This is a genomic window from Evansella halocellulosilytica (assembly GCF_002335745.1).
Classification (GTDB): Bacteria; Bacillota; Bacilli; order Bacillales; family Salisediminibacteriaceae; genus Bacillus_CA; species Bacillus_CA halocellulosilytica.
Window position 1 is genome coordinate 89,816 of the sequence record NZ_NIST01000001.1, and the last position, 23,758, is coordinate 113,573.

A 23,758-nucleotide genomic window follows, 5' to 3' on the forward strand; every position below is an offset into this window, starting at 1 on the left:
GTGGGTTAGGGCAAAGACGTCAAGGTGGCCGACAACGTCCACGGCGAGTTCGCGTAGGCTGTTCTTCAAATCCACTGGATCGAAAGTGCACAGGTCAGCCCGAAGACGCGCTTATTATAGTGCGAATAACGACCCTTGAGCTTGCTGCGAGGTGTTCGAAGCACACACTCTCCTACCTGTTCATTGGACAAGCCAACGGTGCGACGCTAATACAGATGGTTGCCGGGTTCGGGATTATGAAAAGACTCGACTAGAGGTTGCCCGTTAGGCTGCACTCTCCCTATCATTGTTATATGTCATATTATTTTCATTCTCTTTTGTATTTGCCAGCTTGCTTCCTTTTGTATTGTTTTGATCTTTTCTATCTATTTTGATCAACCTTTTCATAAGATTATCACATACACTTGCTGAACATTTCTTTTCGATTGCTCAGTGATAACCCTAGTATATAAAACGGTCTTTTTATGGGAGGCTCCCCAGAATACATATTCGAGGAAAAGTCATAGGAACTAGTCAAGTCCAATTATCGCATCATAACGGAACTCACCTTCTCAATTCCCACTGTTTTCGCAACTTTCGCGGACATCTGGTTGGTTCTTTATTTGTTCAAGTCGATGTTTAATGTGTTCTTCCAGCTCTCCTTAATGGAACCGGTGGCCGTCAACTCCGGTTTCTTCTCGTTTTCGACGCATTAGCGAACCTCATGTCCGCATGCACACCAACTCCATCCTGCGCGGACATCAGATCCCTTATCTTCTCTAAACCGTCGCTATACTTCCTCACTTATAAAAATTAACCATTGATAAAAATAATTAACATATATTATTATAAAAGTGTAAACCATTTTCAATAGATTACTGATAGGGGTGAAAAGATGAAAAGCAAATTCTTTGAACAGGCGCAGAGATTTGGGAAATCATTTATGTTACCTATTGCTGTGTTGCCTGCTGCCGGGTTGTTATTAGGGATTGGTGGAGCGTTTAGTAACCCAACGACGATAGATGCTTACCCAATTCTTGATCAGGCGTGGCTGCAAGCCATTTTTACCATTATGAGTTCAGCTGGCTCTATTGTTTTTGCCAACCTGGCCATTATTTTTGCGGTGGGGGTGGCTATTGGTTTAGCCCGCTCTGATAAAGGAACGGCTGGTTTAGCAGCGATGTTAGGTTACCTTGTCATGAATACGACTATGAATGCGATGTTGCAGATTACAGGGAACCTTGCTGAGGACAATATCGCCGAAGTAGGACAAGGAATGATCCTTGGCATTCAGTCACTTGAAACCGGAGTGTTTGGTGGAGTATTAGTAGGTCTCCTCACTTATTGGCTCCATGCCAAATATAACAAAATTGAACTCCCTCGTTTTCTTGGCTTTTTTGGAGGGTCACGTTTTATTCCGATTGTAACCGCTTTCGCATCCATCCTGTTAGCAGTAGCTCTCTATTACATTTGGCCCATCGTTCAATCCGGAATCTTTTCGATGGGTACATTGGTGGAAGCTACAGGTTATGTAGGAACACTTATATATGGGTTTGTATTACGACTGCTGGGACCATTTGGATTACATCATATCTTCTACATTCCTTTCTGGACAACCAGTTTAGGTGGATCAATGATTATTGACGGTACACTGGTAGAAGGAACCCAGCGCATCTTTTTTGCTCAGCTTGCCCAACCGGATGTTGAAGAGTTTTATATCGGTACTGCAAGATTTATGTCTGGGCGCCATATTACGATGATGTTTGGTCTTTTGGGTGCATGTTTAGCGATGTACCATATGGCTAAACCAAAAAATAAGAAGAAAGTTATGGGACTTATGCTTTCAGCAGGCCTCACTTCCTTTTTAACTGGTATTACAGAGCCTATTGAGTTCGCCTTTTTATTCATCGCACCGATCCTTTACGTTATTCATGCCTTCTTTGATGGCTTAGCCTTTATGTTGGCACATATGCTTCAAATAACAATCGGACAAACGTTTAGTGGAGGTTTTATAGACTTCTTACTTTTTGGAGTTTTGCAAGGGAATGATAAAACAAATTGGATGCTCGTCCCACTGGTAGGGATCCCATGGTTCTTTTTATACTACTTCACGTTCCGCTTTTCCATTTCAAAGTTTGACCTTAAAACACCTGGTCGTGAAGCAGACGATGAGTCTGTTTTGGAAGTAACAAAAACAGAAAGAGCATCCACTATTATTAATGGTTTAGGGAAAAAGGAAAATATTAAAGATGTAGATGCTTGTGCTACCCGCCTGCGTGTCAGCGTTTTTGACGGAGAGAAAGTGGATAAAGAGATGTTGAAATCCAGTGGTGCGCGAGGTGTCATCGTAAACGGTAATGGTGTGCAAATTATCTACGGGCCCGAAGTGACAAGTATAAAGAATGAAGTAGAAGAAGCGTTAGGAGAGTTATAACATGCACAAATTATTTAAACAGCTTAGAAATAAACTTGTTGTATCTTGTCAAGCTCTAGAAGATGAGCCTCTACATTCTTCGATGATTATGGGAAGAATGGCACTAGCCGCAAAAGAAGGCGGGGCAAATGCAATAAGAGCAAATGGTTATCACGATATAATCGAGATAAAAAAACATGTGGAACTTCCCGTTATTGGTATAGTAAAAGCTGAATACACTGAAAGTGACGTATTCATCACCCCTACAATAAAGGAGATCAAGCAGCTTTTATCTGCGAATGTGGATATGATTGCTCTAGATGCAACGAACAGGAAACGGCCAGGTAATCATGATTTAGACTCTTTATATCAGGAAATACGTCAATTAAGCCCTAATACGCCTTTGATGGCAGATATCTCAACTATTGAAGAGGCTGTATATGCTGAGAAGCTTGGTTTTGACTGCGTTGCAACTACGCTTGTAGGGTATACTGAGCATACAAAAGGACAGTCTATCGTTTCCAACCAGTTTGCCCTGTTGAAAAAGATGACAAGCACAATATCTAAACCAGTTATAGCAGAAGGTGGAATCAATACACCTGATGCGGCAAAACTTGCATTAGACTCAGGTGCACACTTTGTTGTAGTAGGAAGTGCCATTACCCGTCCCCAACTTATTACTGCAAACTTTGTTACCGCCCTAAAATAAGTATCCGCCCGTAAAACGGGCGGTTTTAATTTCGCCCTATAAGGGCACTTTACCACCAGAGTCCCTTAAGGGACCTTATTTAATTTGGTCCGTGTCAAAAGTTTTTTGAGGATATCCCTTTTCATAATCATATAGAATTCGAAATCGCTATAGGCGGACGCTTTCAGCGGGCAATGCCTCAACTTCCTAGGTGTCACACTGTGTGCACCTAGGGGATTTTCGACGATTGCTTTTCCCGCCTGAGTCACCGCCTGGCACTCTTTCGAGTAAATGATGACATTTAAATAACATTCTAATAGCATACATAGAAAAAACGAGTTGGGGGAAGTTGTATCTCAGCTCATTTTATCTCATTAAAGGGCTTTTGCTATCAAAGAAACTTATGTTCATTTCGTATCCATCATTTAAGATAATAAATGACATAACGCAAATAAAGTTGTCATCAAAAGGTGGAAGGTACTGCGCGACTCCTACGGAAAAACGGACGAGTTGAGATCCCTTCGAGCTTGATCGAAGTAGCTCAACCGTTCGTCCGTGGCAAAGAAGACACCGTGAATACGAACAAAGTGAAGTAAGAGCGGATGTCGCACTTGTGCCCTGGGGTGAAAGCAAGCAGTATACCTTCCAACTATTCTTACTTTTAAAGAGCTCTCACGAATACAACCCTTAAAGGTTTATTTTCACACAGGCAGAGCCTGTGGTTTACAAAGAATATAATAAAAGATAGGAGATCAGAGCCTTCAGCTTTGGTCTCCTATCTTATTAAATTCGTTTAAAGCGTGAAGCGTTTGTTTGCGATTTTCCATCGCACGATCTTCTTGCAGAAGAACCATACTGATGAGATCTAATATATAGAGAATAGACAGTTGAGAATTAATAAAGTCACGCTGCTCGTACTGTTTAAGGTTACTCGAAAATAAAATAAGGTCACTTAAATTACTTAAAGGGGTTTTTTCGAAATTTGTTATCGTAAGAACTTTCGCGTTGTCTCGCTTTGCTAACTCTACTGCTTCAATCATCTCCCTAGTCTTTCCAGAGTTAGAGATCGCAATGACTAAATCTCCTTCACTAATAAGAGCCGCATTCATCAACATTAAATGTGAATCTGTATGAGCATCTACTGTATAACCCATCCTCATAAGCCTGTATTTGAGCTCAGTAGCGGAGAGCCCAGAGCTTCCTAGACCGTATACTTGAATGCTTTTCGCTTCCTGAATCCAATTACTTGCGACCTCAAGCTTCTCCTGTTCTAACAGCTTATGGCTCGAGCGAATGATGGAATGATAAATGGTATCTACTTCTTCAATTAAATTCTCCGCTTCTCCCAAAAGCTCCACAGCATCTCGAAGTAAGATCTTAAAATCCACAAAACTCTTACAATCGATCCTCTTGCAAAAGCGTGTAATTGTAGCTACTGAAACACCCGTCGCACTAGCCAAATCCTTAATATGTATATTCAAAATTCCTTCTTTATTATTCAAAACGAAGTCAGCCACTTTTGTTTCACCAGGACTAAAAGAATGATACTTAATCTGAATTCTCTCAAGTATGGACATAGAGACCCTCCATTTCCAAAAAGCCTTTTCTGTCTCTATCATATCCCTAACCTATGGTCATTGTCCAGAAGGCTAGATAGTCTGTAATCAACTGTACTTGTTCGGTGCAGGAAGCACGAGAACGTCCCGCGCTTCCCCTAACATTGAAAAGGCTCCATTTATAAGAAACACAAGGCGCTGGAGTCCCGACAGGAAGAAGTCCGAGCTTAAACTTTAAGTGGCGAGGCGAAGCGACCTCGAGGCGAAAACTGCTGTCTCTTCCTATTCTAGTATCACTTTGAAGCTAGATCCGTCGTGACAACTCGTAGCCTACTCATGTAGGAAACGCTCGTGCCTGAAGTCTAGACATCAATCGAGAGATTGATATTTTATAAATTCTTATCTTTTAAAATAAGTAGAATTCTAACTCGTGATAATAATTCATATAGCGTAACTGCCTGATGAACAGAACGATATCCCCCTACGGTATTCCTTGACAGAACCCCGAGGTAGTTAGGGTAGGGAAGGGAACAAAGTGTCCAACTAACCTCTCCCCACATCGGAATATATTAAAAAATATCGATACGCTTTTTTACCTTAGTACTTGTTTGTCATTCGTTTATTCCATCAACTCAGCCACCCTGTTGTACGAAAGTACGTCATCAGTCATTTGATGAAAGGTTTGGTTTTTTATGATCTCTTCGCTCATTGTTTGCAACATAGTAATGGTAGCTCTAAATGGCGCGGATCCACAACTGACCCTTTCGATCCCGATATTTGATAACTCCGTTAAAGAAGGCATTTCTTGGTTAACGAGTAAATTGATCGGACAAGAAATTTCCTCCCTAATATGTTGAATAGCGTTCTTATCATGTAAACCTGGAATAAAAATGCAATCTGCTCCTGCTTCTTGATAGGCTTTTGCTCGCTTTACAGCTTCATTAAATCTTGTTGAAGCCTCCCCGACATTTAACCAATAGATGTCCGTTCGAGCATTAATAAATAATGGGAAATGATTGGATTCTGAGAATTCCTTGATAGCTGTTATTGTTTCTACTTGTGTTGAAAGGTCAAAGACAGGATGATCACGGTCTCCAGTACCGTCCTCGAGATTTATGCCAATAGCTCCAGCGGTAATGATTCTTTTTACCGTTTCTAAAACCTCCTCAACGTTCTCTCCATATCCGGCTTCTATGTCTGCACTTACCGGGACATCCACTGATTTTGCGATGTTTTCAACAGTTTCAACCATTTTTTCTAGAGGTAAGCTTTGTCCATCAGGGTATCCTAAGGAAGCGGCGATGCCAGCACTAGTCGTTCCAATAGCCTTAAAACCGCTTTCTTCAAATATTTTTGCACTTATGACATCCCATGCATTTGGCAAAATAAACGTAGATCCTTGCTGATGTAAGTCACGAAAATTCTTCTCCTTCAATAATTGATCATTGTTAATCATTAATGAAAGTCTCCTTTATTTAGAGTTTAAGAGTTAAATCCATTGTAATCGGAATTTATTTCGATTGACATCGAAATGTGGAATGCATAGTGAATGGGAGTGAAAGTTTCCCATTGTAAACTGTGGTCTAGTCTTTTTCGATTTTAAGCAGACTTTGAGTCCGTATGCTCACCAACCCTGTCCAGTGCCATCCGGCGCGGACATCAGATCCCTTATCTTCTCATTTTTCACTGTTTTCACAGCTTTCGCGGACATTGAGTTCGTTATTTGACAAAATTGCTGTGAATTGTGCTCTATTTTCGCTTCATAACGGAACCGTTGGCCGCCAAGCTCCGATTTCTTACCGTTTTCGGTGTGTTAACGGATCTGTTGGCCGCACAACAGCTACATATTTGATGGTGAATCCGCGCGGACATCAGATCCCTTATCTTCTCATTTTTCACTGTTTTCACAGCTTTCGCGGATATCACGTTCGTTATCTTCACAAAAAGGAATTCGATCGTTACACTACGAATGATGCTCGCTTGGTTAACATGGCAAATCCAATGAAATAATGCGCCGTCCAGCCCCTTCCGTCAAAAAATAAAAAAGGGCAACCAATACTACATGATAACCATGTAATACTAATTGACCTCATTACTAGTAACGAAGCAAACCTGTCCTTATACAGACTTTTTGATCAACCTCTTAAAGTTCTATTTGATTTCGCCTCGGACAAAATTCACTTTTCCACCTTGTGGTAGTTGAGCAATTTTCCAGCGATCTTGTGCGAGCACAGTCCCTATTGTCGAATAGCCCCCAGTTGTCTGACTATCTGCTAAAAGAACAATTGGCTGACCATGACTAGGGACTTGAACTGTTCCGAACGTCGTTGCTTCAGAAACGATATCAGCACTATTCTTATGCACTAATTTTTCCTGTCCTTTTAAAAAGTAACCCATTCTGTCACCTTTAGTAAAAACATATGACTGATTATAAAAAGCATTTACCGACTCTTCCTTAAACATTGACTCATGATGACTCGCTACAATACGAACCACAACTTCTTTAGTATATGAAGGGATGTATTTCGGCGAAAGCCCTCTACCTAATAATTCTTTTTTACATTCAACTTTAGGCGCAAAGATAACATCCCCTTTCTCCAACCTGGAGAACATCCCGCCTCGTTCATATGTTGAGCAGCTTCCTAAGATAGGGTTACATTGGATTCCACCTTGTACACCTACATAGGCACGAGCACCACACAATGGTTTCTTGAATGACAGACGTTGTCCACGGTGAACCTTAAAGCATTTCCACATCGGTGCTTTTTCTCCATCTATGTGTGGAGACAAGTCCGCACCACCAATAGCAATCACATGTTCTGCTAACACCATGAATTCTGTTCCTAAAAAACTGATTTCTATTGATGGAAAGTGTTCCTTATTACCTAATATGTAATTCGTTAACGAATGCGCATGCCGGTCCATTGCTCCAGAAACAGGAACACCATATTTTTGATATCCAAAGCGTCCTAAATCTTGAATTGAAGCATAAATACCTGGCTTTTCAACTTTAAACAATGCTTTCCCCAACTCACTCACCTATATTCCTGACATCCTTGATCGACCACTTCCTCTCGAAGTGATTTAATAGAAAAGTCTCCAGCTAATACTTCATCTTTCAACTTTGAAAATTGCTCTATATTAATAGACGTAAATTCAACATAATCTCCAATCTCTAATAAAAATGAATCGTCCGAGTTACATTGAAATAAAGGGATTGGCGTTTTTCCGATGATATTCCAACCTCCCGGAGAAGAGATAGGATAGATCCCCGTTTGTCCGCCAGCAATTCCTACACTTCCTGATTCAACTTCATGCCTAGGCTTGCTTAATCTAGGGGTCATAATCGACTGAGGAAGACCTCCCAAATAAGGAAAACCTGGCAGAAAGCCAATCATATAAACTAAATAAGAAGCAGAAGAATGACGTTTAATTACTTCCTTTTCAGTTAGACCATTTTCTTTCGCAACTCTCTGTAAATCAACACCAAATTCTCCTTCATAACAAACTGGTATTTTTACGATTGTTTTATTCTTTGTTTTGATGTTCACTGTCTCTCCGTTCAAGACTTCATCTACCCAGCATTTCACTTTCTCATATGTAACATCATTCCAACGAAAATAAATAGTCACTTTATTAAAGGTTGGAACAATGTCTAATACGCTGCTTATTTTTGCTGATTCAAGCATGTTAAAGACTTGTTTTACCGTTAGATGCAATTCATGATTGATTTCATCGCCAAAAGAGACCGTTAAGCCATTGTTTCCTAACGGGACAATTGAATAATCTAACATTTTTAGCTCCTACAAACTCTTAATACAAATACGTATACTTTTTACAAGATCATCATGAGACCAACTAGCAATTTTCCCATGCTCCACTGCTAATTGGTGAGATGCCGGAATATGAATGAAGCCTGAAGGAACTGATTTTTGATCTTTTTGGAAATAAGATAATCCACGATACATCACATTATTACATAAGTAGGTTCCTGCAGTATTAGATATTTCTGCCGGGAAGCCAGCCTTAGTTAAGTTCGATACCATATCCTTTATTGGAAGTGTTGAAAATAGACCGTCACTGCCATTCTCAACGATTCTCTCCCCATCAGGTTTGTATCCATAATTGTCTTCTTCACCATCATTACAATTGATAGCGATACGTTCAGGCGTTATTTTAAAACGTCCTCCCGCTAACCCTAGTGAGATAACAGCATCAGGGTTTACAGTTTCTATTTCTCTAATAAGCTGATCCCCACTCTTTGAAAAATCGACAGTTAATATTTTTCCAACAATACGATAATCACCTATCAATTCTCCGTCCAACTCATTTACGATCTCCATCGTTGGATTAAGCGGGAAATCTAAAAATGGTTCAAAACCCGTTAATAATAACGTATTCATTCATTTATTCCTCCTACTACATTTAATGGTCGTTTTCTTTCAACTTTCAACACATTGTTTTTCTTGCTTCTTTTGAGCTCTTGTTCATCCTTCTTGATCCAATTAACGGCTCCAAGGTCAAACCAGCGGTGAGCTCTTTTGCAAACCTCTAACGAATGGTCGTATACGGTTTCATCTGCCGCTTCAGAAATAATATCTGCACTGACCCATTCGGGGAACCGGCTAATGGCTGCAGGATTATTCGGATCAGGCTTTGTCGGCCATTTATAGAAAATAAAGTTATTCGTTAATTCAAGGGGGAATAATTCAGGCATAAAGGCATGTCCATATTTTTTATAGCGACTTAACCAATAGTCGTTTAGGTCTGCTATATCTGTTCCATCAACTTTCTTTTGGATATTACCGATTATTTTTTCTAACACTTGATTATGCTGAGGGTACATTTTTGGATCTAATTGTCGTGAAATTCCATAAATAAGTGCGTTCGGAATCCAAAATGACATTTGAAAGCGAGGAGGAATATGATAACCTGCAAACGGTTGTGTCCATTCATGACTAGGTATCCCATGATCATCAATAATAATATCTGGCGCCCAACGATTCATAATCTTTGGTACAACATTCGCTTCCCCAAAAATCGTATTTAAGTAGCGAACATGAGTAAACTCAAGCCCTACTGCATTATACCTTGCTGCATGGTGCTTCCACTTTGGGTTTTCCTTCACCATGTTCTCATGTAATCTCGATCCATCCGGATTGGCACAAGGGATGACAACGATATTCATATTTAATAGAATGTCAGGGTGCTTCGTACTGATTTCATCCAACATCTCCGTTACAGCTGGCATACTAGACACTTCATTAGCATGGTGACCAGTTTCAATTAACACCGTTGGTTTATATGCAGATAACTTAATTGGCGAATAATGGGTTTCCTCAGACTTGGAAAAGAACTCATAAACATAGATTGGTGAGCCTCGATAAGAGTGATCTGCAAGCCATAATCGAATTTCCGCCTTTTCAGGATATGGCACACCGTGCGGAATTGAATCTCTTTTGTACGATTGCGAGATTTGCACGGCATTCGTATCATCAGTATCCCGGGGTGAATACGAAGCTTCAATTGGATAATCAGACAAATGATTAAATGTTAACTGTTTTGTATCGTTTTTGTTCGCTTGTTCTGCTATCCAACTGTAAGCAACGATTTTTGCTTTTGGCTTCGAGCCAGGCCTAACTTTCATATATGGATATATTCCGCCTGGAGCAGTATATTCTTTTCCGCAAACCTCTTTACCCATAAAACCAAAGTAATCAAGTGTGTTAAAATAAAGGTCTTCATGTAAAGCTTCAAGAGAGGAAACTCGTTCTTCCTGAACGGAAAGCTCCAGCTCTTCTTCACTCATTTCAACATCTATGTCAATTCGGTCAAACAGAGGTTTCGTAAAACCTCTCTCATTATCTACTGTTTCAGCTTCTATATTTTTAAAAAGCCGAGGCAAAACATCCTCTAAATAAAATTCATAAAATCGTTCACGATCTGTTTTTATTAGTTGATCAATTAAAAAGACATCTTCGTTTTGAACTGTAATATAACTAGTAGTTGGATATGAAAATTGACCAGCTTCTACATATGGTACCTTCGATACTGGTACATTCAACTGATCTCTAAATATTTCTTGACCGTGTTTATTATTGGCAGTGACTACATAACAGAAGTCTTGTGTCTCATTTAACCCTAGATTCACCTTCGACATATGAATGGAAAGTTCGTTTGCCAACACTTCATCTACTGGATAAATTTCTTGTATCCAGCGGATTGGCAACTCTAAACCATCATTTCTTTCTTCTTTTAAACAATTGATCAAAATAGAATCTATGTCTGACTTCTTCTTTAGAGCAGGTAGCACTTCTTCTACGATCCAAAAGAATCCTGGTTTAAAGGAAGACCTTACATTGACAGTGGCATGAGGAAAACGTTGTTTAATCTCATTAGCAACTTTTTTACGTACACTCCTTGGTTCTGATATGAACAGATTGAACGCAAGAGTTCCACTTTCGTTTTCATAGTCAGATAGATGATCAAGATGCTTGTAAATGTCATGAAGCTCACCTTTATCTTCCCAATTGACCGAGAATAACTCTTTCTCTTGTCGCTCTGTCTTACCATTATCGTTCTCCCATGATGCAAAATGCCCTCCCTCAGACCAATGTTTTTCTTTAAAAAAGTAAGAAAGGGCTTTGACTAAACCACTTTCATCCCCTTTAAATCGAACGTCACCTTCTGACAGACTGATATTTGCTCCTTTACCCATGCTTTTCTCGATAGTAAATGTTGTCGCACTTAAAGAATGACTTCCCGTTACAGGGAATGTAAGACTAGTACTCGCCATACCAACTCGGGCGGCCCCATAGCAAATCTCCTTAAAGATCGTCTGATCGATTGTTTCATCAAATTCAAAGGTTACAGCACGTTTGTTTTCAGGGCTCGGTTCATCCATATGTAAAAACCCCATCCCATTCCAAAAATCAGTTAAGCTAGCAGCCACCTTCTTTTCACCAGCGTCTTCTCGTGATGGTTTAATATCCCACGTATGATCTACTAGCTTTTCACCAATATCGGTATGAATTGCAATAGAGTTCATTTGTAAGCTAATTTTCTCAACTTTTTCCCCATTGTTATCTGTGAGTTCATTTACCGGCCATTTTGCTGCAAGAAAACGGAGTAAGGTTGATAAACTTTCCTCTGTTTCAAAAAGGAAAAGAAGTCGGTTCGCTCGTATAACTAGCGAAGTCTCCTGATGACTTTCTTGGAAGTCAACCACAATCGGATAACGTTGATTGGATTTAAGAAAATCAAAAGAAAGGCTTGTCGTTTCAAATCCCAGCCTTGCACAAAAGTCTACAAGCCCCTCTGCTTTTAAATCGTTCGGTATATTAAATGAAACATTCACTCGATCAGCTACACCATCTCCATTTTGGTCTTCTACTAAACCACCAATTTCCCATAGCTTTTTTAAATCATTCATGGAATCACCTACACCTTTATATTTGGATCCAGTTTATCTCTTAACCAGTCCCCTAGCAGATTGAACCCAAGAACTGTTAACATAATAGCAAACCCTGGGAATGTTGCTGTCCACCACGCAGAACTGATATAGTTACGACTGTCTGATAGCATACCGCCCCAAGAAGGAATCGAAGGGTCAACACCAAGCCCTAAAAAGGTAAGCGAAGCTTCTAATAAAATAAATTCTGCAGTAAATAGTGTAGCTAAAACTAAAATCGATGAAAGGACATTTGGGAAAATATGTTTCACGATAATTCCTAAGTTTGGTGTACCGACTGCTTTAGCTGCTTCTACGTATTCCAACGATTTTATCGATATGACTTGCCCTCTTATTAACCTAGCAAATCCAACCCAATACGTAATTCCAAGTAAAATAATGATTTTCCAAATTCCTGTACCGAGCACACTCATTATCACAATGGCAAATAAGATAAATGGGAATGCCAGTTGTACATCCGCTGCTCTCATAATAAAATCATCCAGCCACTTTCCAAAGTAGCCAGCAAGTAGTCCTAGTACTGTTCCAATGACCATCGCTAATAAAACACCAAAAAATCCAACCTGCAAGGAGATGGAAGCTCCGTGTATAATACGGCTCAGCAAATCGCGTCCTAATTGATCAGCCCCAAGAATAAATTCCGATTCACCAGTTTCATCAGCCCAGCTAGGTGGAGCTAACCGGTCACTTAAACTCGCCGCCGTTGGATCATGTGGTGCAATCAAAGGAGCAAAGAGTGCACAAGTAACAGTGACAAGAACAAGTAACATCCCTAAAACACCTGATGGGTTCTTTTTTATAAAACGCCATACATTTTCTACTGGATTCCGTTTAATGTTTTTTTCAGGTGTTTGAGGTTCCTTCGGTTCGTTAGTTTTATCCTTTAATAACGCTTCTTGTTCCACTAGTCTTCACTCCCTCCAGCCTTAATCCTCGGATCTATGAAACTATAACTAATATCAACGATTAAGTTTACAAGAACCATTAACAAGGCAAGAATAATGACTCCACCTTGAATGACAGGGTAATCACGCTGATTGATTGCATCGATAATCATTCGACCGATCCCTGGCCAAGAAAAAACTTGTTCTATAATGACAGTACCTCCCAGCAAGGAGCCAAATTGTATGCCTAAAAACGTAATAGTAGGAATTAATGCATTCCTTAATGCATGTCTGAAAATGACGACCCATTCCTTCAATCCTTTTGAATGGGCTGTTGCAATATATTGCTGGTTTAATACTTCAAGCATGGATGAACGAACAAGTCTTGATAATATCCCTGACAAAATTAACCCTAGTGTTATAGAAGGTAATATTAAGTACTCAATCCCACCATATCCTGAAGCTGGCAGCCATTGTAACGTAACTGCAAAAATAATAATTAACATAATTCCAAGCCAAAAGTTTGGAAAGGAGATACCTATTAAAGAAAAGATTCTTCCAAAAAAGTCTAATGCCGTGCCTCTTTTGACAGCGGAAATGATTCCAACCGGAAAAGCGATCAGCATAGCAACAAAAATTCCACCTAGAGCTAAACTTAACGTGGCACCGATTCTGGAGAAAATCATTCCAGTGACTGATTCCCCAGTCCTAAATGATGTACCTAAGTCAAACATTAATAAATCTCTCATAAATATCCCATATTGAACCCATATCGGTTCATCTAAACCTAATTGAGCTCTCAAGTTATCAATTGCTGCCTGTGTCGGTTCACCTGCTGAAAACATCACTGCAACTGGATCCCCGGTTAGTCTGATAGAGAAAAAAATAATAAGGGATATAACAAAAACAACAATCACACTATGAAAAGCCCTTCGAAGTATAAACTGTAACAAACTCTTATCCCCCTTTTTATTGAGATAAGGATGAAAAGGGCAGTACGTTAGAATTACCGCCCTTTTTCAATCATTCCTTTTACTCTACCGTTACTTCCTCTAATCTCAAGCGATCCTCATGAGGCGGTTGGAAGTTTTGCACTCTCTCATTTGCTGCATACAGATCAATTGAAGCGTAAATGTTCACTTCTGGAGCTAGTTCATACAAACGTTCTGTAAGTTCCATGAAAATCTGTTCACGCTCTTCTTGGTCAACAGTAGACCTTTGAGCCTCTAATAAACGTTGAACTTCTTCATCATAGAAAGAAGGGTTCCAGAATTCACCTTCTGCATACATAAGGTATGCTGTGTTATCAAAATCAAGCGTCCATCCTCCCCAGCCTTGGCGATACATATGACCAGCATCTGCACCTGGGATTAAATCAGAAGTTAATGTATTGCTATCTACACTTTCAATATTTGCTGATAACCCAGCTTCTTCTAAGTAGAACGCTACAGCTTGAGCAATCTCTCTGAAGTTACCATCATTACCAGGTACATAGATGTCGAGCACGCTTCCTTCAGCACCTGCTTCCTCAATTAGTTCTCTAGCTTTATCCGGATCATATGCGTATTGTTCCAAATCAGGGTTGTAACCAAACGACAGTTCACTTTGGAAAGTACTAATCGGTACACCGTAACCATCTAAGATTTCATCAATAATTGCTTGTTTGTCGATTGCATAATTAATAGCTTGTCTAACCCGAACATCATCTACAGGCTCTTTTGATACATCAAAACGAAGTGAGAAAGCGGTTGGAGTTTCTACTTCATAAAGATTTAGTAGTTCTTCCTCTTCAATCGCACTTACTTGGCTAACTTCAACTCGTTTCATAATATCAATTCCGCCTGTTTGCAATTCAGCCAATCTTGTTGAACCTTCCGGAATAATTCGGAATGTTACCGTATCTAATTGTGGTTCGTCTTCTTTCCAGTAATTTTCGTTTTTTTCTAAAACAACTTTATTATCTCGATCATACTCGGTCATTTTAAATGGACCAGTACCTACTGGATTCGTACTAAAATGCTCAGCACCATGCTCCTCAATATACCCAGGTGGGACAATGACAGCACCATATCCAGATAACTTCGTTAAGAGGACCGGATCGTTCTCCAACAAATGAAAATTAACGGTATAATCATCAACGACTTCTACATAATCAATACTTGTATAGTTCTCTTGTTGCGGACCTTGAGCACCTTCTTCACCTAATAACCGATCAAACGTGTATTTTACGGCTTCAGCATTGAATGGCTCTCCGTTATGGAACTCTACCCCTTCTCGCAGTTCAAACTGAAGGGTGTGGTCATCTAAATATTCCCAGTCAGTTGCCAAACCCGGACCAACTTCAAGGTCTAAATTACGATCTGTTAATCCTTCAAAAACAGATGTTGCTATCGTGCTCCAGTCTAATAAAAAGGTAGCAATCGGATCCCAATTTTGTGGATCTCCAGGTACGCCAATGACAAGCTCATTGTCTCTTCCTTCAACTTCTGCGTCACTTTCCCCAACGGTATCTTCTGTATTACCTCCATCTGCATCGGCACCTTCATCTCCGCCACATGCTGCCAGCAGCATCATAAATCCTAACGCTAGTATGAACAACACCTGTTTTGAACTCCCATAAAATATGTTCACTACTTTTCAACCCCTTTTTCATTCATTTTTAAAATGATTATAATTTTGTTGAAAGCCAAGGCGTTTCGATATCTTGGCTGAAACCTCCCACATTGGCATAACATAAAAATGATCTTCTTTATTCTTCAGTACAGATGAAAAACCAGCAACACTTAACGAAGCTTCAACCTCACCAAATCGGTTATAAATAGGTGTTCCATATGCAGCAGTTCCTTCAGCGAGCTCTGAATCACTAAATGTATAACCTTTTTCTCTAGCTTCACGAATCGATTGCCAAACCTCTTCCTTCGTCTTTAACGTTTGTGGACCTATCGGTTCTATTGGATCTTTTAAAATATCGTGAATCAACTCATCCGGAAAAAATGAAAGCAATGCTCTTGGACAAGCACCCGCATACAACGGTGCTCTTCTTCCTATCTTTGTGTATAAACGAACAGGTCGATCATCTTCTACCTTTTCTATATATATAGAAGCATTTTGATCCGGGATCGCCAATTGAACCGACTGCCCAAGCTTCTTTTGCAATTCTCTCATATAAGGGAGCGCAATATTTCTTACTTCATACTGTCCTGCCGCAGTTTGTCCAAGTTCCAATAACCTTGTCCCCAGCTGGTATACTTCACCTTCTATTAAGTATCCTTGTTGATAGAAACTGACCTTTTGTACAAAACCTTCAGATTCAAGAGATTTTAATAGCCTATATGTAGTTGGCTTTGGAATAGACAAATGCTTAGACATTTCATCCAACCGCCAAAAAGGTTTTTCTTCTGTAAATACTTTTAATATTTGCAAAGCTTTCGCAATGGTTTTACTCATAAGGCATCATTTTCATCCTTTTCATACAAATGACAAGCAACATAACGTCCTTCACTATGTTGTAAATTAGGGCGTATCGTTTTACATTCATCCATGACATCTGGACACCTTGGGTGAAAGGCACATCCACTTGGAGGGTTTGATGGACTAGGCACATCCCCTTCTAGAATAATTCGACTAGATTTTGACTTCGGCTTTGCCTTAGGTACAGCAGAAAGTAAAGCCTTCGCGTACGGATGAAGCGGTTTACTATATAAATCATTTTTCTCAGCGACCTCCACTACTCTCCCGAGATACATCACACCAATTCTATCGCAAAAGTGTTTTACAACACTTAAATCATGAGAGATAAAAACAAATGTAAAACCATACTCTTTTTGGAGGCTTTTAAGTAAATTTAAAACTTGTGATTGTATGGAAACATCTAAAGCCGATACGGGCTCGTCAGCAATGATCAGTTTAGGGTTTGATGCTAATGCTCTCGCAATCCCTATCCTCTGACGCTGTCCCCCGCTGAATTCATGAGGAAACCGTTCCATATGGTTTTCGGTCAAGCCAACTTGCTTCATAATTTCTAAAACACGCTCTCTTATTTCTTTTTTTGTTTTGCATATACCGAAGTTAATGAGTGGCTCTTGAATAATTTGCCTTACTCGTTTCCTTGGATTGAGCGATGCGAACGGATCTTGAAAAATAATTTGGATATCTTTGCGTAAACTCCTCATCTCTTTTTCACTAACACTGGCTATATCTTTACCTTCATAAATCACTTCACCACTCGTAGGTTTTAACAGTCGTAATAACATCCGGCCAGTTGTACTTTTTCCGCATCCAGATTCGCCAACAATCCCTAAAGACTCACCTTTATAAACTTTAAAAGATATATCATCGACAGCTTTCACATAACCTTTCACTCTACCACCTAGCAGTCCCCCTCCTTTAATTGGGAAGTATTTTTTTAGTTGGTTTACTTCTAAAATCGCTTCACGCTCCACTATACTTCCTCCTTATTCTGCTTATCATGTCTAACAACTTCTTCACTATAGAGCCAGCATTTAGCACTGGAATTGCTCTTCACTTTAAACTCTTCCGGCTCATGTTTAAAACAATAATCAAATGCCTCAGGACATCTATCTGCAAACCGACATCCCCGAGGCATTTCATGTGGAGATGGGACCGTTCCAGGAATAGATGATAAAATTTCAACCTCTTCATCAATATCAGGTATGGATGATAGCAATCCTTTCGTATATGGGTGCTTCGGCTCTTCAAAGAGTTCATCTACTGTCGACCGTTCAACAACGTCTCCAGCATACATTACAGCAACATCATCACACGCTTCGGCAACAACGCCTAAATCATGTGTAATGAGTACAATTGACATATTCATTTCATCTTGTAATGAGCGCATTAACTCTAGTATTTGTGCTTGGATCGTGACATCTAAAGCAGTCGTAGGCTCATCAGCAATTAATAATTTTGGATAACAAGACAATGCCAAGGCAATCATTACCCTTTGTCTCATTCCTCCAGATAATTGGTGAGGATAATCATTAATGACTTCCTCAGCTCTTGGAATTCCAACAAGCTTGAGCATATGTAATGCATGTCTATATGCTTCTTTCTTAGATATATCTTTGTGGTTTCGTACGATTTCAACAATTTGGTAACCAATTTTAAATACCGGATTCAGAGACGTCATTGGCTCTTGGAAAATCATAGCCATATCTTTCCCACGAAGCTTTCTTCTTTCATTTTTAGATAGAGTTGTCAGCTCGCGTCCGTCTAATTGAATACTCCCATTGTTAATTTTTAAGTTTTTAGGTAATAAACCCATTATGGACAATGAAGTCAAGCTCTTCCCACACCCTGATTCACCAACAATCCCTAATGTTTTCCCTTTTGAAACTGACAAAGAAATTCCATTAACTATATTGACATCTCCGTCATCTTCCGGAATTGCCACTTCTAAATCTTTTATTTCTAAAATATCGGTCACGTTCCAATCCCTCCGTTTCATTATATGAAACGCAATTTCATTTTTGGTTTTGTTTATCATACTCTATTTTCTGAATCTTGTAAATAAACTTTAAAATCAAAAAAGGTGAACGATTCTATCATTAAATACAATACTCAAAGTCGTTATACGAGTAATGCTAGTTTATTTTCGTAAAATGATATCCCTCAATGAACATCGACGATCTAGGCAGCTCTATTTGATTTTGAGCAGATATATTGAGTCCGTATACTCACCAACTCCATCCGCAGCCATCCGGCGCGGACACCAGATCCCTTATTTTCTCAATTTCCACAGTTTTCGCAGCTTCGCGGACATCGAGTTCGTACGACACTCGAAGTGAGAGTTACTTCGAAAACCACCAATCTGTGATCCCTCTTTCGGACATGAGATCCGTTATTTGTGAACAAACACGTATCTTTTTAATGTTGGCGGACATCAGATTCGTTATTGCTTAAAATTAACCCCGATTTTGCCAACTTTAAAGGTAATAAGGTCCCTCATGGCCGCTAAATTGTAAATATTGCTAAAATTCATCAAATAAGGGATCGTGTGGCCGCCGAGCTGGATGATTATCTCTCGAGGACATGAGTTCCGCTATTTGTGAACAAAACTGCACCCTTCCAATGTTGGCGGACATCAGGTTCGCTATTGCTTAAAATTAACCCTGATTTAGCTAACTTTAGACGAAATAAGGTCTCTCATGGCCGCTAAATTGTAAATATCGCTTATATTTATCAAATAAAGGATCCTATGACCGTCGAGCTGGATGATTATCTCTCGAGGACATGAGTTCCGCTATTTGTGAACAAAACAGCACCCTTCCAATGTTGGCGGACATCAGGTTCGCTATTGCTTAAAATTAACCCCAATTTTGCCAACTTTAAAGGTAATAAGGTCCCTCATGGCCGCTAAATTGTAAATATCGCTAAAATTTATCAAATAAGGGATCCTATGGCCGCTTGCTATCGTGACCATGATAAAGTCTCGCACCTGTGAGGCGATTTAATAGCAAAATAAAGGATAGTGGAAACTGCCCACTATCCTTCGTTTGAGTTCTATATTAAGAGCTAAATTAAAATGGATTACACAATACGTTGTATTCCATCTTGCTTTTTATACTTCCATCAATAATAGAGGTGCCCTATAGTACAGTCAACTTACATGTTGTCATTTCGCATAAAGCTATTCTTTCAAAGTAGTTTATTTATATCTACTACTTTTCATAAGGTATAAAATTCCCGTCAAACGTAATTACGATACGCTCTCCTTCCGGATCTTTATCGTCTGGACGTTTGTCAACTTTTTAACTAAATTTATAGCACTCATAATGCCATCGCCAAACATTTCATTAATAAGTGACTTTAGGGTCGTTCTATAAACTTGTGTAATTTCATAAAAACGATAGCTAAGGGGTCAACCGTGACATCCGATCAAGAGATCCACGTAACGGTGGCTCTTACAGCACATATGTAAACCGAGAATCCACCTCAAGAAGTTCAGCTAAACGGAAAGCATCTTCTCTTTTCATGGACTTCTGTCCGAGCAAAGCGGCTGCTACCCACTCCTTGCTACCACCAATGGTAGTAGCGATTTCCTCAACGGTTAATTGTTTCATTCGTTTGGCTACTAATAATTCCTGGGAAACCACTGCGCGATTCACATATGACCCTGTTGGAAAAGGATGAGGCTGATAGGACTGCTGTTCATCAAATGCTTGATGTACATGAAAATTCTCCACTAAAATTCACTCCCTCGTCAAAACTCTATGTAGTTTATCCCGATACCTAATGCGAGGTGTCCGTCTCTCCTACTCCCTTTCACGTTAGTGCAAAGCATTAACCAATTACTTTTTTAGATTTGCCTTCATTAATGAGGCGATCTGTTGCTCGTCTGTTTTTGGAATTTGTTCTAGTTGATTAATCACTCGCTCTTGCCGCTGTAATGAATGGTTTTGACTTAACTTCGCTTTCCCTTCTATCTTGTTAATTTTTATTTTGAAGCCTTGAACTCCTTTGTTCATACCTGCAAGAAACTCAGCATCGACATCCTCCAATCTGTATGAACTGTCAGTAGTTTCATATTTCAATACCATTTCATGTAAGGAACCCATTAACTCATTTTCGTCCTCTAAAAGCTCGACTTCTCCATAAACATGAACGGTCACGTAATTCCATGTTGGTACTGCTTTATTCGTTTCATACCACGATGGGGAGATATAACAATGTGGACCATGGAAAATAACTAGAACGGTTTGATTTTCGATATCTTTCCACTGAGAATTTGCACGTGCGAAGTGTCCATATAAGTATGTATTCTCGTTGTTCAAAATTAACGGTAAATGAGTTGCAAAAGGCATTCCATCATGCTTTGAAAAAAGAGTCGCAAAACTATGTTCTTTCATAATGTCGTAATTCATTGATTCATCTGTGACTTTAAAATGTTTAGGAATATACATAAAAAACCACCTTTCACAAAAGTTATACGAGTGTTTTGATCATGATAAAGTCTATTTGTTCCTCATCACCCATATAAAAAGAGTGGGTTCCAGTTTGAACAAACCCCATTTTCATATAAAAGGAAATCGCATTTTCATTTTTTTCCCATACACCAAGCCAGATTTTCTTTTTATCATATTCCATTGCAATTTCTTTAGCTTTATTTAGTAGATAATGACCAAGCCCATTTTTTTGAAATTTATTCTTTATATAAATCCTTTCGATTTCAAGTGATTCATCACCCATTTTTTCAGACTGAGCATCATTCGTGTTGACTTTTAAATATCCTGCTACTTCATGATTAAAATAAACAAAAAAGAATTGCGAAGAAAGCGTAGATAATTCCTTTTCTAATTGTTTTAAATTAAATGCCTTTTCCAAATAAGCGTTCATATTTTCTGGTGAATTTTGATGCTTAAATGTTTCATTAAATGTTTCATAACTAATTTCTTGAAGTTGTCGTAAATCTTCTAGGGTACACTTTTTTATACTTTTCGTCATTTTAATATGTCACTCCTTTTCTATCATCAATAATTTCTCTTGTTGCCCTTTTTTACATGCTCCCAGTCTTTTTCTATATTTTTTCTGACTCTTTGAAGAAGATAGGAAATCGCTTCTACTTCCCCTTCTGAAAATCCATCTAACGCGACACGATTCGAATATTCATTTTCTCTTATGATGAAAGGATAAACCTGTTTCCCTTTATCTGTTGGAAAGAGCTTTTTAATTTTTTTGTTATCATTGTCGTCTTTCTTTTCAATAAAGCCATTATTCTCAAGTTTTTTTATAGCACGGGCCGCTGTTGTTCGGTCTACTTTTATCATCTCAGCTAACTTTTCTTGAATGATCCCTGGGTTTTCACATATTCGTACAAGGTATAAATACTGACCTTTTGTCAGGTCATATTCTTTAAATTCTATATTACTTATAGAATCTAACGCTCTAGCAATCATTCCAATTTCACGAAGAATTTCCTTCATCATTACCTCCTCAGCTCTTATTTTTATTGCAAATGCAACAAAAATAGCATACATTAAATGTAATTCAATTTAGTTGTATTTGCAACAAAAATATTTAAAAATGAAGTACAGATTTTCAGTGTTTCACATGTTTTAGTGTGACCTTTGACAATTTCATTCGTTAGTACTATTGAGAGTCAAACAGAGAGAGGAGTGGGTGTTATTGGATTATGAGAAAAACCTACAGATAATGAATGATTGGTATCACGCTTATAGTAATGATATTTATAAATTTATATTGTATATGATACATGACCATGAACAAGCGAAGGATTTAATGCAAGATACGTTTATTCGAGCCTATCACAATCTCGACTTTTTTCAGGAGGAGAATACAAAAGGTTGGTTGTTTCGTATTGCCAGAAATATAACGATAGATTTTATGAGAAGAAAAAGGCCAATCTATTATATGATCGATCATTCTATTTTTCACCCATCTCAAACGTTGACTCCCGAACAAGCACTTGCATTAAACGAACAGGAAAAAGAATTGTATATGGCACTAACAAAATTAAAGCGTTCCTACCGTGAAGTCATCATCTTAAGAAAAATCAAGGAGTTTTCGATAAAGGAAACGGCTCAGATCCTTGGTTGGAGTGAAGGGAAAATAAAAACGAATTTATGGCGAGCGATGAATTCGTTAAAAAAACAGTTAGAAAAGGAGGGGTATCAACATGAATCGATTAAATGACGACGATAAAAACATGAATCGTGTTTTTAAATCCATGGATAGGAAACTAGACATCTCCGAGCAGGAAAAACATGATATCCTCTCACAAATGAACAATCGAATCAATCAACAGAGCCAACCTTCTACTCTTAAAAAATATAAGTATTACGTATCATTAACAATAACTTCAACATTCACAGTAAAAGGAAAAGACTATGAAACCGTCCTAAGAGGTGTTGAAGGAGAAGCTGCCTTCCTTGATACGATGGATTTAAAAGCAGGTCAAGAAGGTAAAACGAGATGGTTTTTTTGGGGAGAAGAATTGCAACAAGTTAATGAGGAAAACTTTATATTAATCGGTACTCACCATGAAACAGGCGAAGAAAGAATACTTTTGGATTCGAACGGTTGGGAAATATTGAACCTGGAACATGAAGATAATAGTATGAGATCTCAGCTAGGTGCACAAGCGTCTCAGCATGCCGTTTATGCGATTCCTTCTGCTGGTTTATGGCGTTTAGACGCATATATCGGGGAAAAACTTTATGGTAGTGTCGTGATTGAAGTAGCAGAGTGAATATTCCCTCCACTTGATTACTAACGACACTCGAAGTGGGAGCTACTAGAAAGCCGTCAATCTGCTACCCCTCTATAGGGACATGAGATCCGTTATTTGTGAACAAACACGTACCTTTTCAATGTTGGCGGACATCAGGTTCGCTATTCATTAAAAATGGCTCTAATTTAGCCAACTTTAGACGAAATAAGCTCCCTCATGGCCGCTAAATTCATAAAATGGCTTAATTTCATCAAATAAGAGATCCTATGGCCGCCGAGCAGAATGATTAACTTTCGGGGACATGAGTTCCGCTATTTGTGAACAAAACAGCAACCTTCCAATGTTGGCGGACACCAGGTTCGCTATTGCTTAAAAATAGCCTTCATTTCACTAGTTTTCATGGTAATAAGAGATCTCATGGCCGCTAAATTGATAATATCGCTTAAATTCATCAAATAAGGGATCCTGTGGCCGCCTAGCTGGATGAGTAACTTTTTGGGACATGAGATCCGTTATTTGTGAACAAACACGTACCTTTTCAATGTTGGCGGACATCA

General features: G+C 39.0%; 20 protein-coding genes and 1 pseudogene. 4 read left to right on the plus strand and 17 right to left on the minus strand.

The genetic code is table 11. From position 1 onward, the window contains the following. Window positions 1-874 precede the first annotated feature (874 nt). Window positions 875-2,413: a PTS transporter subunit EIIC gene (locus CD001_RS00390; protein WP_096185656.1), complete on the plus strand. Its 1,539-nt coding sequence runs from the start codon at window positions 875-877 to the stop codon at window positions 2,411-2,413. A gap of 1 nt (window position 2,414) precedes the next feature. Continuing rightward, window positions 2,415-3,101: an N-acetylmannosamine-6-phosphate 2-epimerase gene (locus CD001_RS00395; RefSeq protein WP_096185658.1), complete on the plus strand. Its 687-nt coding sequence runs from the start codon at window positions 2,415-2,417 to the stop codon at window positions 3,099-3,101. A 740-nt stretch (window positions 3,102-3,841) separates the two neighbouring features. Here CD001_RS00395 and CD001_RS00400 read toward each other — a convergent pair. The 17 genes and pseudogenes from CD001_RS00400 to CD001_RS00480 all read right to left on the minus strand — a co-directional run bounded on the left by CD001_RS00400 (window position 3,842) and on the right by CD001_RS00480 (window position 21,933). After that, window positions 3,842-4,657, minus strand: coding sequence for a MurR/RpiR family transcriptional regulator (locus tag CD001_RS00400; RefSeq protein WP_096185659.1), 816 nt, complete (start codon window positions 4,655-4,657; stop codon window positions 3,842-3,844). A 598-nt stretch (window positions 4,658-5,255) separates the two neighbouring features. Beyond that, window positions 5,256-6,092 carry an isocitrate lyase/PEP mutase family protein gene (locus CD001_RS00405; protein WP_096185661.1) on the minus strand — a complete coding sequence of 279 codons (837 nt, stop codon included), beginning with the start codon at window positions 6,090-6,092 and terminating at the stop codon, window positions 5,256-5,258. Window positions 6,093-6,787: 695 nt separating this feature from the next. After that, the gene (locus CD001_RS00410; protein WP_179298544.1) at window positions 6,788-7,666 is read right to left on the minus strand and encodes a 5-oxoprolinase subunit C family protein; all 879 of its coding nucleotides are present in this window, start codon (window positions 7,664-7,666) and stop codon (window positions 6,788-6,790) included. Between the two features lie 5 nt (window positions 7,667-7,671). After that, on the minus strand, window positions 7,672-8,430 hold the full coding sequence (gene pxpB / locus CD001_RS00415) for a 5-oxoprolinase subunit PxpB (RefSeq protein ID WP_096185664.1): 759 nt from the start codon (window positions 8,428-8,430) through the stop codon (window positions 7,672-7,674). A 9-nt stretch (window positions 8,431-8,439) separates the two neighbouring features. Beyond that, window positions 8,440-9,039 carry a pyroglutamyl-peptidase I gene (locus CD001_RS00420; protein WP_096185665.1) on the minus strand — a complete coding sequence of 200 codons (600 nt, stop codon included), beginning with the start codon at window positions 9,037-9,039 and terminating at the stop codon, window positions 8,440-8,442. After that, the gene (locus CD001_RS00425; protein WP_096185667.1) at window positions 9,036-12,068 is read right to left on the minus strand and encodes a M14 family metallopeptidase; all 3,033 of its coding nucleotides are present in this window, start codon (window positions 12,066-12,068) and stop codon (window positions 9,036-9,038) included. Before CD001_RS00425 ends, CD001_RS00420 begins: the two co-directional genes overlap by 4 nt. Window positions 12,069-12,076: 8 nt before the next feature. Next, window positions 12,077-12,943, minus strand: coding sequence for an ABC transporter permease (locus tag CD001_RS00430; RefSeq protein ID WP_257009953.1), 867 nt, complete (start codon window positions 12,941-12,943; stop codon window positions 12,077-12,079). Window positions 12,944-13,011: 68 nt separating this feature from the next. Continuing rightward, window positions 13,012-13,944, minus strand: a complete 933-nt coding sequence (nikB, locus tag CD001_RS00435; protein WP_096185668.1) for a nickel ABC transporter permease — start codon at window positions 13,942-13,944, stop codon at window positions 13,012-13,014. A 79-nt stretch (window positions 13,945-14,023) separates the two neighbouring features. Next, complete coding sequence (locus CD001_RS00440) at window positions 14,024-15,565, minus strand: ABC transporter substrate-binding protein (RefSeq protein ID WP_096190436.1); 1,542 nt, start codon at window positions 15,563-15,565, stop codon at window positions 14,024-14,026. 75 nt (window positions 15,566-15,640) lie between these two features. Further along, complete coding sequence (locus tag CD001_RS00445; protein WP_096185669.1) at window positions 15,641-16,438, minus strand: IclR family transcriptional regulator; 798 nt, start codon at window positions 16,436-16,438, stop codon at window positions 15,641-15,643. Next, on the minus strand, window positions 16,435-17,433 hold the full coding sequence (locus tag CD001_RS00450) for an ABC transporter ATP-binding protein (RefSeq protein ID WP_096185670.1): 999 nt from the start codon (window positions 17,431-17,433) through the stop codon (window positions 16,435-16,437). The genes CD001_RS00445 and CD001_RS00450 overlap by 4 nt, the downstream gene beginning before the upstream one ends. After that, window positions 17,433-18,458, minus strand: coding sequence for an ABC transporter ATP-binding protein (locus CD001_RS00455; protein ID WP_096190437.1), 1,026 nt, complete (start codon window positions 18,456-18,458; stop codon window positions 17,433-17,435). The genes CD001_RS00450 and CD001_RS00455 overlap by 1 nt, the downstream gene beginning before the upstream one ends. A 1,251-nt stretch (window positions 18,459-19,709) precedes the next feature. Then, window positions 19,710-19,859 (minus strand): annotated as a pseudogene (locus CD001_RS27185) (cyanase); the annotation flags it as partial. 55 nt (window positions 19,860-19,914) lie between these two features. Next, window positions 19,915-20,196 carry a hypothetical protein gene (locus CD001_RS00465; protein WP_096185672.1) on the minus strand — a complete coding sequence of 94 codons (282 nt, stop codon included), beginning with the start codon at window positions 20,194-20,196 and terminating at the stop codon, window positions 19,915-19,917. A gap of 105 nt (window positions 20,197-20,301) precedes the next feature. Continuing rightward, window positions 20,302-20,913 (minus strand): FMN-binding negative transcriptional regulator, encoded by a 612-nt coding sequence (locus CD001_RS00470; protein WP_096185673.1) that lies wholly within the window; start codon window positions 20,911-20,913, stop codon window positions 20,302-20,304. Between the two features lie 22 nt (window positions 20,914-20,935). Continuing rightward, on the minus strand, window positions 20,936-21,454 hold the full coding sequence (locus CD001_RS00475) for a GNAT family N-acetyltransferase (RefSeq protein ID WP_096185674.1): 519 nt from the start codon (window positions 21,452-21,454) through the stop codon (window positions 20,936-20,938). A gap of 26 nt (window positions 21,455-21,480) precedes the next feature. After that, complete coding sequence (locus CD001_RS00480; RefSeq protein WP_096185676.1) at window positions 21,481-21,933, minus strand: MarR family winged helix-turn-helix transcriptional regulator; 453 nt, start codon at window positions 21,931-21,933, stop codon at window positions 21,481-21,483. Between the two features lie 202 nt (window positions 21,934-22,135). On the opposite strand from CD001_RS00480, the gene CD001_RS00485 reads away from it, so the two are divergent. Both CD001_RS00485 and CD001_RS00490 read left to right on the plus strand, forming a co-directional pair. Continuing rightward, window positions 22,136-22,663, plus strand: a complete 528-nt coding sequence (locus CD001_RS00485) for an RNA polymerase sigma factor (RefSeq protein ID WP_257009672.1) — start codon at window positions 22,136-22,138, stop codon at window positions 22,661-22,663. Beyond that, on the plus strand, window positions 22,647-23,219 hold the full coding sequence (locus CD001_RS00490; RefSeq protein WP_096185677.1) for a hypothetical protein: 573 nt from the start codon (window positions 22,647-22,649) through the stop codon (window positions 23,217-23,219). The genes CD001_RS00485 and CD001_RS00490 overlap by 17 nt, the downstream gene beginning before the upstream one ends. Window positions 23,220-23,758: the final 539 nt, after the last annotated feature.

Coding starts and splice junctions, on each gene's coding strand:
- CD001_RS00400 (WP_096185659.1), bottom strand. CDS start 4,657: ATGTCCATACTTGAGAGAATTCAGATTAAGTATCATTCTTTTAGTCCT.
- CD001_RS00455 (WP_096190437.1), bottom strand. CDS start 18,458: ATGAAACGGAGGGATTGGAACGTGACCGATATTTTAGAAATAAAAGAT.
- CD001_RS00390 (WP_096185656.1), top strand. CDS start 875: ATGAAAAGCAAATTCTTTGAACAGGCGCAGAGATTTGGGAAATCATTT.
- pxpB (WP_096185664.1), bottom strand. CDS start 8,430: ATGTTAGATTATTCAATTGTCCCGTTAGGAAACAATGGCTTAACGGTC.
- CD001_RS00445 (WP_096185669.1), bottom strand. CDS start 16,438: ATGAGTAAAACCATTGCGAAAGCTTTGCAAATATTAAAAGTATTTACA.
- CD001_RS00475 (WP_096185674.1), bottom strand. CDS start 21,454: ATGACGAAAAGTATAAAAAAGTGTACCCTAGAAGATTTACGACAACTT.
- CD001_RS00425 (WP_096185667.1), bottom strand. CDS start 12,068: ATGAATGATTTAAAAAAGCTATGGGAAATTGGTGGTTTAGTAGAAGAC.
- CD001_RS00420 (WP_096185665.1), bottom strand. CDS start 9,039: ATGAATACGTTATTATTAACGGGTTTTGAACCATTTTTAGATTTCCCG.
- CD001_RS00480 (WP_096185676.1), bottom strand. CDS start 21,933: ATGAAGGAAATTCTTCGTGAAATTGGAATGATTGCTAGAGCGTTAGAT.
- CD001_RS00490 (WP_096185677.1), top strand. CDS start 22,647: ATGAATCGATTAAATGACGACGATAAAAACATGAATCGTGTTTTTAAA.
- CD001_RS00405 (WP_096185661.1), bottom strand. CDS start 6,092: ATGATTAACAATGATCAATTATTGAAGGAGAAGAATTTTCGTGACTTA.
- CD001_RS00395 (WP_096185658.1), top strand. CDS start 2,415: ATGCACAAATTATTTAAACAGCTTAGAAATAAACTTGTTGTATCTTGT.
- CD001_RS00470 (WP_096185673.1), bottom strand. CDS start 20,913: ATGTATATTCCTAAACATTTTAAAGTCACAGATGAATCAATGAATTAC.
- CD001_RS00440 (WP_096190436.1), bottom strand. CDS start 15,565: ATGATGCTGCTGGCAGCATGTGGCGGAGATGAAGGTGCCGATGCAGAT.